This window comes from Hylemonella gracilis str. Niagara R, assembly GCF_000600295.1.
Taxonomy (GTDB): Bacteria; Pseudomonadota; Gammaproteobacteria; order Burkholderiales; family Burkholderiaceae_C; genus Hylemonella; species Hylemonella gracilis_A.
On the sequence record NZ_JEMG01000001.1, the window covers coordinates 2,401,085 to 2,415,974 of the forward strand.

A 14,890-nucleotide genomic window follows, 5' to 3' on the forward strand; every position below is an offset into this window, starting at 1 on the left:
TGCTCAGCTTTCCATGCTTTCGTAGCGGGCTTCAACGTCCTGAGCGAAACGCTCGATGAACATCAGGGACCGCACTTGTTGAACGGCGCCGGCGTGGTCACCCTTCTCGTCCAACAACCAATCGAAGGAGGACAGCACGCGTGCGCGTGCGGCGCCCACTTCATCGCTCAAGGCATCCAGCGCGCCCAGGTCCTCGGCTTCGTCCAGTGCCTCGCGCCAGGTCATCTGCTGCATCAGGAACTCCGCCGGCATGGCGGTGTTGTCCTCGGCTTTCACGGCTACGCCATTCAACTCGCAGAGATAAGCCGCGCGCTTGAGCGGATCCTTGAGGCGCTGGTAAGCCTCGTTGATGCGCACCGACCATTGCATGGCGAGGCGCTGCGCCGCCGGCCCCTGGGCCGCGAACTTATCGGGATGGGCTTCGCGCTGCAGGTCCTTCCACCGCGCGTCGATCACGGCCCGATCCTGCGCAAACTGCCGCGGCAGGCCGAACAGCTCAAAGTCGTCTGACTGCAGAGTAGCCACGCAGGAACCGGATGCGAGCGCTCAGACGCGGAACGACTCACCGCAACCGCAACGGTCACGCTCGTTCGGGTTGTTGAACTTGAACCCTTCGTTAAGACCCTCGCGCACATAATCAAGCTGGGTGCCATCGATGTAGGACAAGCTCTTGGGATCGACCAACACCTTGACGCCATGCCCCTCGAACACGATGTCCTCGGGGGCGACATCGTCCACGTACTCAAGCTTGTAGGCCAAGCCGGAGCAGCCTGTGGTCTTCACGCCCAGGCGCACGCCCACACCCTTGCCGCGCCTGCTCAGGTAGCGGCTCACGTGGCGGGCGGCGGATTCAGTGAGGGTGACGGCCATTTCCTTCTTCTCTCAGACTTTGTGCCAAATCGGGGCAAGTTCAGGCCGCGACCTGTGCGTGCTTCTTGCGGTAGTCGTCCACTGCGGCCTTGATCGCGTCCTCGGCGAGGATGGAGCAATGCACCTTCACCGGCGGCAGGGCCAGTTCCTCGGCGATCTGGCTGTTCTTGAGCGCGGCCGCCTCGTCCAGCGTCTTGCCCTTGACCCATTCGGTCACGAGCGAGCTGGAAGCGATGGCCGAACCGCAGCCGTAGGTCTTGAAGCGGGCGTCCTCGATCACGCCTGTGGACGGGTTCACCTTGATCTGCAGCTTCATCACGTCGCCGCAGGCAGGCGCGCCCACCATGCCGGTGCCGACCGTGTCGTCGCCCTTGTCGAAGGAGCCGACGTTGCGCGGGTTCTCGTAGTGGTCAATGACTTTGTCGCTGTATGCCATGGTGTTACTCCTTCGTGCTCTTCAATGTGCAGCCCATTGGATGGTATTCAAGTCAACCCCGTCCTTGAACATTTCCCACAGTGGGCTGAGCTCACGCAACTTCGCGACGTTGTGCTTGATCGTCGTGATCGCGTAGTCGATTTCCTCGTCGGTCGTGAAGCGACCGATGGTCATGCGCAGACTGCTGTGCGCCAATTCGTCACTGCGGCCCAGCGCCCTCAGCACATAGCTGGGCTCCAGGCTCGCGGAAGTGCAGGCCGAGCCAGAGGACACCGCCAGCCCCTTGATACCCATGATGAGCGACTCGCCCTCGACGAAGTTGAAGCTCATGTTCAGGTTGTGCGGCACGCGCTTTTCGAGGTGACCATTCAGGAAGACCTGCTCCACGTCCTTCAAGCCATCGAGCAGCTTTTTCTGCAGATGACGGGCCTTTGCCAGGTCCTGCGCCATCTCGAGCTTGGCGATACGGAAAGCCTCGCCCATGCCGACGATTTGGTGCGTGGGCAGGGTGCCCGAACGCATGCCGCGCTCGTGTCCACCCCCGTGCATCTGTGCTTCCAGGCGCACGCGCGGCTTGCGGCGCACGTAGAGCGCGCCGATGCCCTTGGGACCATAGGTCTTGTGCGAGGCCAGGCTCATCAAATCCACCGGCAGTTGGGCCAGGTCGATCGCAACCTTGCCGGTGGCCTGTGCGGCATCGACGTGGAAGATGAGCCCCTTCTCGCGGCACAACTTGCCGATGGCAGGAATGTCCTGGATCACGCCGATCTCGTTGTTCACGAACATCACGCTGATCAGGATGGTGTCCGGACGAATGGCGGCCTGGAGCACGTCGAAGTCCAGCAAGCCGTCTTCACGCACATCAAGGTAAGTCACCTCGAACCCCTGACGCTCCAGCTCACGCATGGTGTCGAGCACAGCCTTGTGCTCGGTCTTGACGGTGATGAGGTGCTTGCCCTTTTCTTTGTAGAAATGGGCCGCGCCCTTGAGCGCCAGGTTGTTGCTCTCGGTGGCGCCGGAGGTCCAGACGATCTCGCGCGGGTCGGCGCCAATCAGCTCAGCCACATGGCTGCGGGCTTTTTCAACGGCTTCTTCCGCCTCCCAGCCCCATGCATGGCTGCGCGAAGCCGGATTGCCGAAGTGCTCGCGCAACCAGGGGATCATCGCATCCACGACGCGCGGATCCACCGGCGTGGTCGCGCCGTAGTCCATGTAGATGGGGAAATGAGGCGTCATGTCCATGGCTCTGTGCTCAATATCTTGTTATCGGGAAAATCTCACTGCCTGCAGGGCCTGACGGTTCAGGACTTGAAGACATTGCCCAGCGCGAACACCGAATTCGGTGCGTTCACGCGCACCGGCTTGACCACGGGCGCGACCGAAATCGCGCGCTTGATGGCCGGCCGGTCTTCCACCACCAGGCCCTTGGCCAGCTGTTCGTCCACCAGCTTCTGCAGCGTGACGGAGTCCAGGAACTCGACCATGCGGGTGTTGAGGGCCGACCACAGCTCGTGCGTCATGCAACGGCCGCCATCGTTGCCCTGGCAGTTTTCCTTGCCCCCGCATTGGGTGGCATCCAGAGGTTCGTCCACCGACAGAATGATGTCGGCCACGGTGATGTCCGCAGCTTTTCGTGCCAGGGTGTAACCACCGCCGGGACCGCGGGTGGACTCCACCAACTCGTGACGGCGCAGCTTGCCGAACAGCTGTTCCAGATAAGAGAGAGAGATCTGCTGGCGCTGGCTGATCGCCGCCAGGGTCACGGGCCCATTGCTCTGGCGCAGGGCCAGGTCAATCATGGCAGTGACCGCAAAACGGCCTTTGGTCGTGAGGCGCATGGCAAGCTCCTTTCCAGTCCGGGGTGCGTCCTGTGGTCCAATAAGTCCCGGGCTATACCGCTTCTTTAGAGCGCACAATGCCCGAGTAAGGAACTCAAGTATACCCAAAGACCCGCTACCCCGCTCGGGATCAGGGTCTTTAAGTTCAAGCAGTTGCTCAGTTGCCGCCGTAGGGCGGCTGCCGCACGAGCAAACGGCCCGCCAGTCGAAAACCGCCCGGCTCCGGCGTCAAGATCACCATCTCCGCCGTGGCAGGCGACAGTCCCAGCAGCGCATGCACGGTGGAACCATGGGTGAACATGAACACATTGCCCGGATCTTTGGACGGCGCGTGCGTGACTTCGGCCAACAAGCGCCTCAGCGCTTGCGTTTGGGCCGACGCCTGTTCCGGACGATCAAACAAATTACCCAACTCAACCTGGTTTTGAGGCGCATGCCCAAACACCAGACGTGCTGTCTCAATGCAACGACACCATGGGCTAGAAAGCACAAGCCTGGTTGACACGCCCTGGCGACGCAAAGCCTCGCCCAGCAACGTGGCCTCGCGGCGACCTTCATCGTTCAGATTGCGCTGGGTGGCGCATTGGTTCAACGTCATGCCAACGGGATCACCGACGCCAGGCGTGGTCTGCGCATGACGAACCAGCACGACCTGCCCCCCTTTCTTGAGCAGTGACCACAGTGCATCGTCGTTGACTTCCAGGGCTGGCACAGGCAACGTGACCGCCACGAGGGCAAAGAGCGCCAAACCTCGTCGCAGGAGCATCGTGAACATCATGGGCTGAACTCCTCGCATCTGTGGGCCAGCGGGTCGGACACTAGGCAGGGTGATCCGGCACGGCGGCGCCGAAGGCTCGCGCCTTGAGCATCGTCAACTGATCGCGCGTCTTCGCCGCCTGCTCGAACTCCAGATTCTTTGCGTGCTCCAGCATCTGCTTTTCCAGCCGCTTGATCTCGCGCGCCACGTCCTTCTCGCTCATGTCTTCCACCTGGGCCCGGGCCATGGCCTCTCTTTCAAGACGCTCCGATTCCCGGCCCGCCTTTTCACTGTAGACACCGTCAATCAAGTCACGCACCTGTTTGACGATGGCGCGCGGCGTGATGCCGTGCTCGGTGTTGTGGGCGATCTGCTTGGCGCGCCGGCGCTCGGTTTCCCCCAGTGCGCGCTTCATGGAGTCGGTGACGCGATCGGCGTAGAGAATGGCTTTGCCGCGCAAATTGCGCGCGGCCCGACCGATGGTCTGGATCAGGCTGCGCTCCGAGCGCAGGAAACCCTCCTTGTCCGCGTCCAGGATGGCCACCAGCGAAACCTCGGGAATGTCCAGGCCCTCACGCAGCAGGTTGATCCCCACCAGGACGTCAAAGGTGCCCAGACGCAGATCGCGCAGGATCTCGACCCGCTCCACGGTATCCACGTCGCTGTGCAGATACCGCACCTTGACGCCGTTTTCCGTCAGGTAGTCGGTCAGCTGCTCGGCCATGCGCTTGGTCAGGACGGTGATCAGCACGCGCTCATGAAGCTCCACGCGCAGGCGAATCTCTTGCAGCACATCGTCCACTTGGTGCAAAGCCGGGCGCACCTCGACTTCCGGGTCGATCAGCCCCGTGGGCCGCACCAGTTGTTCCACGACCGCGCCGGTGTGAGCCTTTTCCCAGTCGCCCGGCGTGGCCGAGACAAAAACGGCCTGGCGCATCTTGGTCTCGAATTCCTCGAACTTGAGCGGCCTGTTGTCCAGCGCGCTGGGCAGACGGAAGCCATATTCGACCAGCGTGGTCTTGCGCGCCCGGTCTCCGTTGTACATCCCGCCGAGCTGGCCGATCATGACGTGGCTTTCGTCCAGGAACATCAGGGCGTCCCGGGGCAGGTAGTCGGTCAAGGTAGGTGGAGGATCACCCGGTTGAGCACCGGACAGATGTCGGGTGTAGTTCTCGATTCCCTTGCAATGCCCCACCTCACTGAGCATTTCAAGATCGAAGCGGGTGCGCTGCTCAAGACGCTGGGCCTCGACCAGCTTACCAGCGTCCACGAACTCCTTCACGCGATCGACCAGCTCCACCTTGATGGTTTCCACGGCCTTGAGCACCTGCTCACGCGGGGTCACGTAGTGACTGCTCGGGTAGACGGTGAAGCGCGAGATCTTCTGCTTGATGCGCCCCGTCAGCGGGTCGAAAAGCTGCAGATTCTCGATTTCATCGTCGAACAGCTCAACGCGCAGCGCCAACTCGGAGTGTTCGGCGGGAAACACGTCGATGGTGTCGCCTCGGACGCGGAAAGTACCGCGCGAGAACTCCATGTCATTGCGCTGGTACTGCATGCGCACCAGTTGGGCGATCACGTCACGCTGACCCAGCTTGTCGCCAGCGCGCAGCGTCAGAATCATCTGGTGGTAGTCCTCGGGTTTGCCGATGCCGTAGATCGCGCTGACGGTGGCGACGATGACCACGTCACGCCGCTCCAGCAGGCTCTTGGTGCAGGACAGTCGCAGTTGCTCGATGTGCTCGTTGATCGCGCTGTCCTTCTCGATGAAGAGGTCACGCTGCGGCACGTAGGCCTCGGGCTGGTAGTAGTCGTAATAACTGACGAAGTACTCGACCGCATTGCGCGGGAAGAACTCTCGAAACTCGCTGTACAGCTGCGCCGCCAGGGTCTTGTTCGGCGCGAAGATGATGGCCGGCCGCCCCAGGCGGGCGATCACATTGGCCATGGTGTAGGTCTTGCCCGAGCCCGTCACGCCCAGCAGGGTCTGGAACACCTCGCCGTCCTCGACGCCTTCCACCAGTTGGCGGATGGCCTCGGGCTGATCCCCAGAGGGCGGATACGGCTGAAACAGCTCGAACGGCGAGCCTGGAAAGGAAACGAACTGACCGGTCGCGCCTTCGGCTGACGTAGCCAATGCACCCGCTTCAGCGGTATCAGGCAGGACGGCGGAGGCAGAGGGCGTGACGGACATGACGGTGCAGGCAGGGGATGGACGCCCGGTAAAATCCAGGGCTGCTTTGGGTAATTGGCGAGAATACGCCATTCCCGAATTCCACAAACCCGCTCACCCTCTTTGCTTACACCTTCCCTCAAGGAGTTTTATGTCTCTCTTCTCCGCCGTCGAGATGGCGCCGCGCGATCCCATCCTTGGTCTGAATGAACAGTACGCGGCCGACGCAAACCCCAACAAGGTCAACCTCGGCGTGGGCGTGTATTACGACGACAACGGCAAGCTGCCCCTGTTGCAGTGCGTGCAAGCGGCGGAGAAGACTCTGATGGAAAAACCCGCCGCGCGCGGCTACCTGCCCATCGACGGCATTGCGGCCTATGACGCGGCGGTCAAGGGCCTGGTGTTCGGCGCGGACAGTGAAGTCGTCAAGAGTGGCCGTGTCGCGACCGTGCAAGGTCTGGGCGGCACCGGCGGCCTGAAGATCGGCGCGGATTTCCTCAAAAAACTCAACCCCAAGGCCAAAGTGCTCATCTCCGATCCGAGCTGGGAAAACCACCGTGCCCTGTTCACGCAAGCCGGCTTCGAAGTTGGAAGCTACCGCTACTACGATGCGGCCAAGCGCGGCATCGACTTCGAAGGCATGCTGGCGGACCTGAAAGCCGCAGCGCCGGGCACCGTGGTCGTGCTGCACGCCTGCTGCCACAACCCCACGGGCTACGACATCACGCCCGCGCAGTGGGACCAGGTGATCGCCGTCGTCAAGGCTGGCCAGCTCACGCCCTTCCTGGACATGGCTTACCAGGGCTTTGGCGCTGGCCTGGCCGAGGACGGTGCGGTCATCGGCAAGTTCGTCGCCGCCGGCCTTCTGTTCTTCGTCTCCACCAGTTTCTCCAAGAGCTTCAGCCTCTACGGCGAGCGCGTGGGCGCGCTCTCGGTGCTGGCCGCCAGCAAGGAAGAGGCCGACCGCGTGCTCTCCCAGCTCAAGATCATGATCCGCACCAACTACAGCAACCCGCCCACGCATGGTGGCGCGGTGGTGGCCGCGGTGCTGAACAACCCCGAACTGCGTGCCTTATGGGAAAAGGAACTGGGCGAGATGCGCCAGCGCATCAAGCAGATGCGCCAGAAACTGGTGGATGGCCTCAAGGCCGCCGGCGTGAAGCAAGACATGAGCTTCATCACCCAGCAGGTGGGCATGTTCAGCTACTCGGGTCTGTCCAAAGACCAGATGGTGCGCCTGCGCAACGAGTTCGGCGTCTACGGCACCGACACGGGCCGCATGTGCGTGGCTGCGCTCAACAGCAAGAACGTGGACTACGTCTGCAAGGCCATCGCGCAGGTGATCTGACCTCGGATCACCGCAGACTTCGATGCGAACAAAAGCCGCCCACGGGCGGCTTTTGTTTTTTCCACTTGGCCCCCTGAATCAATCGGCGCGTGCATTCTGCTCGTGCAGGTAACGCTCGAAGTCCTGGACCGGCATGGGTCGCGCGAAGTAATAACCCTGAGCCTCGTCGCAGCCGAAGGCACGCAGGCGCGACAGCATTTCGTCGGTTTCGACGCCTTCGGCAATGGTGGCCAGGCCCAGGCTGCGGGCCATCTGGATGATGGCGCGGACGATGGCCGCATCGTCCGCGTCCACGGCCAGGTCGCGCACGAAGGAACGGTCGATCTTGAGCTTGTCGATCTCAAAGCGTTTCAGGTAGGACAGGCTGGAATAACCGGTGCCGAAATCGTCGATGGAGAAACGCACGCCCTGCTGCTTGAGTCGCCGCACCGTGGCCAGCACCCCCTCGGACTCGTGGATCAGGATGGATTCGGTGAGCTCCAGCTCCAGCCATTCCGGAGGCAGGCCAGCAGCCTCCAACACGGCGATCACGGTCTGCTCCACATCGCCCCGTCTGAACTGCACGGCCGACAGGTTGACCGCCATCACCAACGGAGGCAGTCCCGCCCGACGCCAGGCGGCAGCCTGGCGGCAGGCTTCGTGCATGACCCAGGCACCGAGTGGAATGATCAGGCCGCTCTCCTCCGCGGCAGGTATGAAACGCATCGGCATCACCATCCCGCGTTCAGGGTGATTCCAGCGAACCAGGGCTTCGGCGCCGATCACACGGCCGGTCGCCAGCTCAATCTGAGGCTGGTAATGCAGCACGAACTCGGAGCGTTCCAGTGCATGTCGCAAATCACTGCGCAGGGCCAGCTGTTCGACGGCCTCGACATTCATCTGCTCGTCAAAGTAACGGTAGGTGTTGCGTCCGGCGTCCTTGGCGCGGTACATGGCCATGTCCGACTTCTTGAGCAGCGTGTCGAAGTCATGTCCATCGTCGGGATAGATGGACACCCCCACCGACACCGAGGTCGACAGCTCCCGCGCCTCCACGCGGACTGGCTCATGCAGGCGCTCCAGCAGCTTGAGCAGAACCGGCCCGGTGTCATCCGCGCTGGTGATGTCCGACAGCAGCACGAGGAACTCGTCGCCCCCCAGACGACTGATGGTGTCGCTGTCGCGCACGCAACCACCCAGGCGCTCGGCGATCTGCCGCAGCAAGGCGTCGCCCACACCATGCCCCAGGGAATCGTTGATGGTCTTGAAGCCATCAAGATCGAGGAAAAGCAAAGCCAGTTTCGTGCCTTCACGGTCCGCCCGGGACTTGGCGTGCGCGAATCGGTCCTGCACCAGCACCCGATTGGGCAGGCCGGTCAGGGTGTCGTGGTGCGCGAGGTACTCCATCTGCCGCTCCGCTTTCTTGCGCCAGAGGATCAGCTCATTGAAGTCATCCAGCAGTGCACCGATCTCGTCCTTGCGCTCAATCGGCAAGGGTGCGAAGGGCTCCCGGCCTTGGGTCATGCGTCGGATGCGCGCTCCAGCCGCGTCGATCGGCGCCCACTGGCGGCGCACGATCTGGTAGAGCGCCAAGGCCACGAGCACCGACAGCAAGAAGGCCGCCAGATAGACCTGCCAACGCAAGGCCGTGATGGAGGCAAAAGCTTCTTGAGTCGGCACCCCGGCCAGCACCATCCAACCCGTGGTCTTCATGCGGCGGCTGACCGAAAAGGTTTCGATACCTTGCGACGTGGCCGACACCCCCGGGCCGTCATACCCCTGTTCAAGCCGCCTATCCAGCAAGGGGTTGAGCCCCTTGGCTGGCATGGCCTGCATGACCCGCGACTGGTCCGTGGCCGAGACGATGAGGTTGTGCTGAGGTGCCAACACCACGAAATAGCCCGATTGGCCGAGTTTGATGGACTCCAGTTTGCCGAACAAATGGGCGTCACTCGGGTACATGGCCGCGGCCAGCACCCCAACCGTGCGCCCCTCGGGGGTCTTCAAGGGCTCCGTGATGAACACGATGGGCTTCTGGGCCACCTGCCCCAGCCTGGGTTCGCTGATGGCGGGCTTGCCGGTGCGCATGGTTTCGAGGAAGTAGGAACTGTTCGTGATCACACCACCAAGCCGGCCAGGCAAGGGAATCTGTTCACCCACGATCACGCCGTCGGCGTTGGCGACGAAGACCCCTGTCGGAAAGATGCTCAGCGGCATCTTCTTGTACTGCAGATAGGAAGCCAGCGCCGCCGGCTCGGCCAGCATGGTCGGGGTGATGCCGGCCGCGACGACCGCCATGCTGTCATGACGCAATTGGATCTTGCTGTCCAGATCGATGGTCACATACTCCACCGTCGTCGACAACTGAGCCGCGAGCATCTGCTCGAGCTCGCTTTGCATGACCCCGGTCACCCGCACCGCCAGCAACCAGAGCCCGGAGACCACCAGCGGCAAGATTGTCAGCAGGAGCCGGGCCTTGAGACTCAGGTGTTTGAAAAAGTGGACCATGGTCACCATCCGGTTCCTCTGATCTTATACGGCAAGGATGCGACACGCGACGCTGTCGCAACCCCTTACAACCGGGCAGGTGCCCGGTCAACGCGGCTCAGGCGCCGCGGCTCCAGATCACTGAACGCATCGAGATCGAGGCCATCTGGATGCCCGCGTTGAAGAACTCGACGCGGTCCCGCTGCGGGTCGACCGCCCCGGCCGTGTACAGCAGGGGCAAGAAATGCTCATGCGTGGGATGGGACAGGCGCGCCACGTCGCCCAGTTGTTGGAAATCCGCCAAGGCGGCAAGTTGACCCGCCTCGATGCGGCGGGTGACTTCTTCATCGAAAGTCCGGGCCCAGTCATAGGCAGAGGTTTCGTCCTGGGCGCCCCAACGGGCGGCGCGCAGGTTGTGCACGATGTTGCCGCTGCCCACGATGAGTACACCCTGATCGCGCAAGGCGGCGAGTCTGCCGCCCAGGGCGAAATGGTCCGCGGGTGAGCGGTGGTAGTCCATGCTGAGTTGCAGCATGGGGATGTCAGCCTCGGGAAACATAGGCTTGAGCACGCCCCAGCTGCCATGGTCATACCCCCAGCCCTGCTCTCCCACACCTTCGTCCACGCCCACGTCCCAGTCCTCGCCCAGCCAGTCGGCGATGGCGCGCGCGGCCTCGGGTGCGCCCGCTGCCGGATACTGCTGCGCGAAGAGCTCCGCAGGGAAACCGCCGAAGTCATGGATGGTGCGGGGTTGGGCCTGTCCGGTCAGCCACCAGCCATTGGACAGCCAGTGCGCCGAGATGCAGAGGATCAGCCGAGGCCGGGGCCAGCGTCCCCCCTCACCAAAGGCTGCCCCCAGGGACTGCCAGCTGCGGCGGTAGCTGTTGTCCTCGATGGCATTCATCGGACTGCCGTGTCCGATGAAGAGCACGGGCATCGGAGTATCGGTGGCCTGCGCCGCCAGGCTGGGAATGGAAGTGGACATGGTGTTCAAGGTTCCCAACTGTTATATTGCGCCGCAGCATACCCAAAAGCGCCAGCCTGGTGCAGGAGTGGTTTTCATGCTCTACCAACTGTACGAAGCCCAGCGCTCCCTGATGGAGCCTTTCGCCGACTTGGCCAACGTGATGGCACGGAGCTTCAACAACCCTCTGTTGCCTCTGGCCCATTTGCCCCAAGCCCAGCGGCTTGCCGCCGGCTACGCCCTGCTGCACCGCCTGGGCAAGGACTACGAAAAGCCCGAGTTCGGCATCCGGACCGTGCCGGTGGACGGCGTGGACATCGCCATCCACGAGCGCGTGGAAATGGAACGGCCCTTCTGCCAATTGCGCCGGTTCAAGCGCTTCTCGGACGACACAGCCACCCTGTCCAAGCTGAAGGGCCAGCCCGTCGTGCTCATCGTCGCTCCGCTGTCGGGCCATTACGCAACGCTGCTGCGCGACACCGTGCGCACCATGCTGCGGGACCACAAGGTCTACATCACCGACTGGAAGAACGCGCGCACCGTGCCGCTGTCCGAGGGCGAATTCCATCTGGACGACTACGTCAACTACGTGCAGACCTTCATCCGCTACCTGCAGGGCGCTTACGGTAACTGCCATGTGATGAGCGTCTGCCAGCCCACGGTGCCGGTGCTGGCGGCGGTGTCGCTGATGGCCAGCAAGGACGAGCAGTTGCCCCTGTCCATGACCATGATGGGAGGGCCGATCGACGCGCGCAAGTCGCCCACCGCCGTGAACAACCTGGCGATGACCAAGAGTTACGACTGGTTCGAGAACAACGTGATCTATCGCGTGCCCAGCAGTTTCCCGGGCGCGGGGCGGCGGGTCTACCCCGGCTTTCTGCAGCACGCGGGTTTCGTGGCCATGAACCCGGAACACCACGCCCAGAGCCACTACGACTACTTCGAGCATCTGCTCAAAGGCGATGACGCCAGCGCCGAGGCCCACAGGGCCTTCTACGACGAATACAACGCCGTGCTGGACATGGACGCGGACTATTACCTCGAAACCATCCAGACCGTGTTCCAGGATTTCAAGCTGGTGAACGGAACCTGGGACGTGAAGGACGGCGACGGCCAGACCCGTCGCGTGCGCCCGCAAGACATCCGCGACACGGCCCTGCTGTCGGTGGAAGGCGAGCTGGACGACATCTCCGGCGCCGGCCAGACTCAGGCCGTGCATGCCCTGTGCACCGGCGTGCCCGAAGCCCGCAAGCACCACTACGAAGCCCAGGGTGCGGGGCACTACGGCATCTTCTCGGGCCGGCGCTGGCGCGACAAGGTGTACCCGACCGTGCGTGAGTTCATCCTCGCCCACAACACCCTGGGCAAGCCACCCAAGGGTTTGGGCGCGACACGAACGGCCCAAGCCGAAACCTAAATCAGGTCTACCCCCGAGCCGCAACAGGCCCGGACCATGCCGCCGATAATCGGGGCCATGGTTGCTCCCGACGCCGAAGCCCTGGCCCAGAAAATCCTTGACACCCTGCCGCAGACCCAGTGCCAGCGCTGCGGCTACCCGGACTGCGCGGCCTATGCGCAGGCCATCGCCAGCGAAGGCGCGACCATCAACCGCTGCCCTCCGGGTGGGGCAGAAGGCGTCGCCCGGCTCGCCGCGCTGACGCGACAGCCCGTGCTGCCGCTGGACCCGAGCTGCGGCCAGGAAGGGCCGATGACTGTGGCCGTGATCGACGAGGACTGGTGCATCGGCTGCACGCTTTGCCTCAAGGCCTGTCCGACCGACGCCATCCTGGGCGGCAACAAGCAGATGCACACCATCATCGCGCGCTATTGCACGGGTTGTGAACTGTGCATCCCCGTCTGTCCGGTGGATTGCATCCGCATGGACCCCGTAGGTATGGCGGATGGCGTGCCGCCGCCCACGGGCTGGGCCGCCTGGACACCGCAACAGGCCGACACGGCGCGCCAGCGTTATGCCTTTCACCAGATGCGCCTGCGCCGCGAGGCGCAGGAAAACCAGGAACGGCTGGCCGCCCAGGCCCGTGCCAAGCTGGCCGACCTGCCCGCACACAGCCTGCTGACCGACCCCGCCGTGCTGGAACGCAAGCGGGCGCTGATCGAAGCCACCCTGGCGGCTGCAGCCCAGCGCGCACAAAGCGCGCAGCCGCCCAGCGAGGATGCGCAGCGTCACCCAGACCCGCAGGCCGGCGCATGACGTTGCGGGTCCACCTGGGCCGCCTCGGCCCCTGGGTCAGGCTGCTGGCCCTGTCTGCCCTCTTCGTGGTTGTGCTTGAGGCCATCGAACTGCCTGCCGAATTCCTGCTGGGCCCCATGCTCGCCGGCATCGTTGTCAGGAACCTGAGCATGCGTTCGACACCTTCGCCTGAGGACACGGCACTGCTGCGCGTCCCCCTGATCGGGGTGAATCTGGCGCAAGCCGTCGTCGGCCTGCTGATCGCGCGCACCATCACGCCCGAGATCATCCACACTGTGCTGGACCGCTGGCCCTTGTTCCTGGGCTTCACCCTGTCCACGCTGATGTTCTCGGCGCTGCTGGGCTGGTGGTTCACGCGGCTGCGTCTGGTGCCTGGCACCACGGCCATCTGGGGGCTGCTGCCGGGTGGGGCAGGCGCGGTGGTGCTGATGTCCGGCGCCTACGGCGCGGACGCGCGCATCGTAGCTTTCATGCAGTACCTGCGCGTCTTGGTCGTGACCGTGCTCGCGTCCTTGATCGCGGGCTGGTCCGCGAGCACGACGCCCGCGCCGGTCATGGCCAGTGACTGGTTTCCCCCGCTGGCGACAAGGGGTTTCGCGCAAACCCTGGCCTTGATCGCCGCAGCCATCACCATCGGACGGCTCGCCCGCATCGCCAATGGCACGATGCTGGTGGCCATGGTCGCAGGCGCCGCGCTGCATGACACGGGCATGATGCAAATCGTATTGCCGCCCTGGCTGCTGGCGGTCAGCTTCACCGCGCTGGGCTGGAGCATCGGCCTGCGCTTCACTCGCGAGGTGCTGCACAGCGCCCGCCGAGTCTTGCCGGCGACCGTGCTGTGCATCGGGGTGCTGGTTGCCGCCTGCGGCCTGCTGGGCTGGCTGATGGTCTACCTGCTTGGGGCCGAGCCGCTGACGGCCTATCTTGCGACCAGCCCCGGCGGCGCGGACTCGGTGGCCGTGATCGCGGCGTCCTCCCCGGTGAACGCACCCCTGGTCATGGCTTTTCAGACCGCGCGCCTGTTCGCCGTCATCGCGATCGGGCCGGCCATGTCACGCTTCATCGCCACCCGGCTGGCGCCGGCACACCCGCCCTCCACTCCCGCGGATTGACACCATGCCCTCCACCACCCTGCTGCTCTTCCTCGGCGCATCCTTGCTGCTGGCACTCACGCCCGGCCCCACCATGCTGCTGACCCTGAGCAACAGCGCCATGGGCGGGATGCGCATTGCCGCCTACGGCATGCTGGGCGCCAACCTCGGCGCGGGCCTGCTCATCACGGCGACGGCCCTGGGCCTGGGTGGCCTGCTGGCCGCTTCTGAAACCTGGTTCAACGCCTTGCGCTGGCTGGGCGTGGTCTACTTGTGCTGGATGGCTTGGCAGTTGTGGCGCACCGCGCCGCAGCCTCTGCGCACGCAGGCCATTCCGTCATCCGACCCGGAGAACCTGGCATTGACGCTGCCATCGTCGCGAACCATGCCATCACGCACCGCCCCTACCCTGACGGCCCGTTCGGCCTTCCTGCGCAGCTTCAATGTCGCGATTTCCAACCCCAAGACCCTGCTGTTCTTCGGCGCCTTCCTGCCCCAGTTCGTCGACCCCTCGACGCCGCAAGGGCCGCAATACCTGCTGTTGGGTCTGCTCTTTCTCGGGTTGGACACGCTGGTGATGCTGGCCTATGCCGGCGCGGGGCTGCAGTTCGTCCGATTTCTGACCCAGCGTGGCTTGAAATGGCTGAACAGGAGCTGCGCGGTCGGCCTGTGGCTGTTGGCAGCGACGCTGGCGCTGTACCGGCGCCACTGATCCCTGTGGCCGTTTCTACGCCC

14 protein-coding genes are annotated in these 14,890 nt (G+C 63.8%); 5 read left to right on the top strand and 9 right to left on the bottom strand.

Going from position 1 to position 14,890, the window contains the following annotated elements; genetic code table 11:
* Nucleotides 1-3: 3 nt before the first annotated feature.
* The 7 genes from hscB to uvrB all read right to left on the bottom strand — a co-directional run bounded on the left by hscB (nucleotide 4) and on the right by uvrB (nucleotide 6,095).
* On the bottom strand, nucleotides 4-525 hold the full coding sequence (gene hscB, locus AZ34_RS11090; RefSeq protein WP_197026537.1) for a Fe-S protein assembly co-chaperone HscB: 522 nt from the start codon (nucleotides 523-525) through the stop codon (nucleotides 4-6).
* Between the two features lie 21 nt (nucleotides 526-546).
* Complete coding sequence (gene iscA, locus AZ34_RS11095; protein ID WP_035608053.1) at nucleotides 547-870, bottom strand: iron-sulfur cluster assembly protein IscA; 324 nt, start codon at nucleotides 868-870, stop codon at nucleotides 547-549.
* 40 nt (nucleotides 871-910) lie between these two features.
* Complete coding sequence (iscU, locus tag AZ34_RS11100; protein WP_035608055.1) at nucleotides 911-1,306, bottom strand: Fe-S cluster assembly scaffold IscU; 396 nt, start codon at nucleotides 1,304-1,306, stop codon at nucleotides 911-913.
* A 21-nt stretch (nucleotides 1,307-1,327) separates the two neighbouring features.
* Nucleotides 1,328-2,548, bottom strand: a complete 1,221-nt coding sequence (locus AZ34_RS11105) for an IscS subfamily cysteine desulfurase (RefSeq protein ID WP_035608057.1) — start codon at nucleotides 2,546-2,548, stop codon at nucleotides 1,328-1,330.
* Nucleotides 2,549-2,607: 59 nt separating this feature from the next.
* Complete coding sequence (gene iscR, locus AZ34_RS11110) at nucleotides 2,608-3,144, bottom strand: Fe-S cluster assembly transcriptional regulator IscR (protein WP_035608060.1); 537 nt, start codon at nucleotides 3,142-3,144, stop codon at nucleotides 2,608-2,610.
* Between the two features lie 157 nt (nucleotides 3,145-3,301).
* Nucleotides 3,302-3,922, bottom strand: coding sequence for a histidine phosphatase family protein (locus AZ34_RS11115; RefSeq protein ID WP_051509706.1), 621 nt, complete (start codon nucleotides 3,920-3,922; stop codon nucleotides 3,302-3,304).
* Between the two features lie 40 nt (nucleotides 3,923-3,962).
* Nucleotides 3,963-6,095 carry an excinuclease ABC subunit UvrB gene (gene uvrB, locus AZ34_RS11120; RefSeq protein WP_231495514.1) on the bottom strand — a complete coding sequence of 711 codons (2,133 nt, stop codon included), beginning with the start codon at nucleotides 6,093-6,095 and terminating at the stop codon, nucleotides 3,963-3,965.
* Between the two features lie 130 nt (nucleotides 6,096-6,225).
* Between uvrB and AZ34_RS11125 the strand changes: the two genes are divergently transcribed.
* Nucleotides 6,226-7,422: an amino acid aminotransferase gene (locus AZ34_RS11125; protein ID WP_035608061.1), complete on the top strand. Its 1,197-nt coding sequence runs from the start codon at nucleotides 6,226-6,228 to the stop codon at nucleotides 7,420-7,422.
* A 78-nt stretch (nucleotides 7,423-7,500) separates the two neighbouring features.
* Here the strand turns inward: AZ34_RS11125 and AZ34_RS17620 are convergent, their stop codons facing one another.
* On the bottom strand, nucleotides 7,501-9,909 hold the full coding sequence (locus tag AZ34_RS17620; RefSeq protein WP_197026538.1) for an EAL domain-containing protein: 2,409 nt from the start codon (nucleotides 9,907-9,909) through the stop codon (nucleotides 7,501-7,503).
* A 97-nt stretch (nucleotides 9,910-10,006) separates the two neighbouring features.
* The gene (ygiD, locus tag AZ34_RS11135; RefSeq protein WP_035608063.1) at nucleotides 10,007-10,873 is read right to left on the bottom strand and encodes a 4,5-DOPA dioxygenase extradiol; all 867 of its coding nucleotides are present in this window, start codon (nucleotides 10,871-10,873) and stop codon (nucleotides 10,007-10,009) included.
* A 76-nt stretch (nucleotides 10,874-10,949) separates the two neighbouring features.
* On the opposite strand from ygiD, the gene AZ34_RS11140 reads away from it, so the two are divergent.
* The 4 genes from AZ34_RS11140 to AZ34_RS11155 are packed head-to-tail and all read left to right on the top strand — an operon-like array spanning nucleotide 10,950 to nucleotide 14,867.
* The gene (locus AZ34_RS11140; protein ID WP_051510151.1) at nucleotides 10,950-12,269 is read left to right on the top strand and encodes a polyhydroxyalkanoate depolymerase; all 1,320 of its coding nucleotides are present in this window, start codon (nucleotides 10,950-10,952) and stop codon (nucleotides 12,267-12,269) included.
* Nucleotides 12,270-12,326: 57 nt separating this feature from the next.
* Entirely contained in the window at nucleotides 12,327-13,064 is a 738-nt protein-coding gene (rsxB, locus tag AZ34_RS11145; protein WP_035608065.1) for an electron transport complex subunit RsxB, read from the top strand.
* Nucleotides 13,061-14,176: an AbrB family transcriptional regulator gene (locus AZ34_RS11150; RefSeq protein WP_051509710.1), complete on the top strand. Its 1,116-nt coding sequence runs from the start codon at nucleotides 13,061-13,063 to the stop codon at nucleotides 14,174-14,176. Before rsxB ends, AZ34_RS11150 begins: the two co-directional genes overlap by 4 nt.
* 4 nt (nucleotides 14,177-14,180) lie before the next feature.
* Nucleotides 14,181-14,867: a LysE family translocator gene (locus tag AZ34_RS11155; RefSeq protein ID WP_035608067.1), complete on the top strand. Its 687-nt coding sequence runs from the start codon at nucleotides 14,181-14,183 to the stop codon at nucleotides 14,865-14,867.
* Nucleotides 14,868-14,890 lie beyond the last annotated feature (23 nt).

What these genes read in the sequence shown, in the direction of transcription:
- ygiD (WP_035608063.1), bottom strand. Translation starts at nt 10,873, where the DNA reads ATGTCCACTTCCATTCCCAGCCTGGCGGCGCAGGCCACCGATACTCCG.
- iscU (WP_035608055.1), bottom strand. Translation starts at nt 1,306, where the DNA reads ATGGCATACAGCGACAAAGTCATTGACCACTACGAGAACCCGCGCAAC.
- rsxB (WP_035608065.1), top strand. Translation starts at nt 12,327, where the DNA reads ATGGTTGCTCCCGACGCCGAAGCCCTGGCCCAGAAAATCCTTGACACC.
- iscR (WP_035608060.1), bottom strand. Translation starts at nt 3,144, where the DNA reads ATGCGCCTCACGACCAAAGGCCGTTTTGCGGTCACTGCCATGATTGAC.
- AZ34_RS11155 (WP_035608067.1), top strand. Translation starts at nt 14,181, where the DNA reads ATGCCCTCCACCACCCTGCTGCTCTTCCTCGGCGCATCCTTGCTGCTG.
- AZ34_RS11150 (WP_051509710.1), top strand. Translation starts at nt 13,061, where the DNA reads ATGACGTTGCGGGTCCACCTGGGCCGCCTCGGCCCCTGGGTCAGGCTG.
- AZ34_RS11140 (WP_051510151.1), top strand. Translation starts at nt 10,950, where the DNA reads ATGCTCTACCAACTGTACGAAGCCCAGCGCTCCCTGATGGAGCCTTTC.
- AZ34_RS11105 (WP_035608057.1), bottom strand. Translation starts at nt 2,548, where the DNA reads ATGGACATGACGCCTCATTTCCCCATCTACATGGACTACGGCGCGACC.
- AZ34_RS11115 (WP_051509706.1), bottom strand. Translation starts at nt 3,922, where the DNA reads ATGATGTTCACGATGCTCCTGCGACGAGGTTTGGCGCTCTTTGCCCTC.
- uvrB (WP_231495514.1), bottom strand. Translation starts at nt 6,095, where the DNA reads ATGTCCGTCACGCCCTCTGCCTCCGCCGTCCTGCCTGATACCGCTGAA.
- AZ34_RS11125 (WP_035608061.1), top strand. Translation starts at nt 6,226, where the DNA reads ATGTCTCTCTTCTCCGCCGTCGAGATGGCGCCGCGCGATCCCATCCTT.
- iscA (WP_035608053.1), bottom strand. Translation starts at nt 870, where the DNA reads ATGGCCGTCACCCTCACTGAATCCGCCGCCCGCCACGTGAGCCGCTAC.
- AZ34_RS17620 (WP_197026538.1), bottom strand. Translation starts at nt 9,909, where the DNA reads ATGGTCCACTTTTTCAAACACCTGAGTCTCAAGGCCCGGCTCCTGCTG.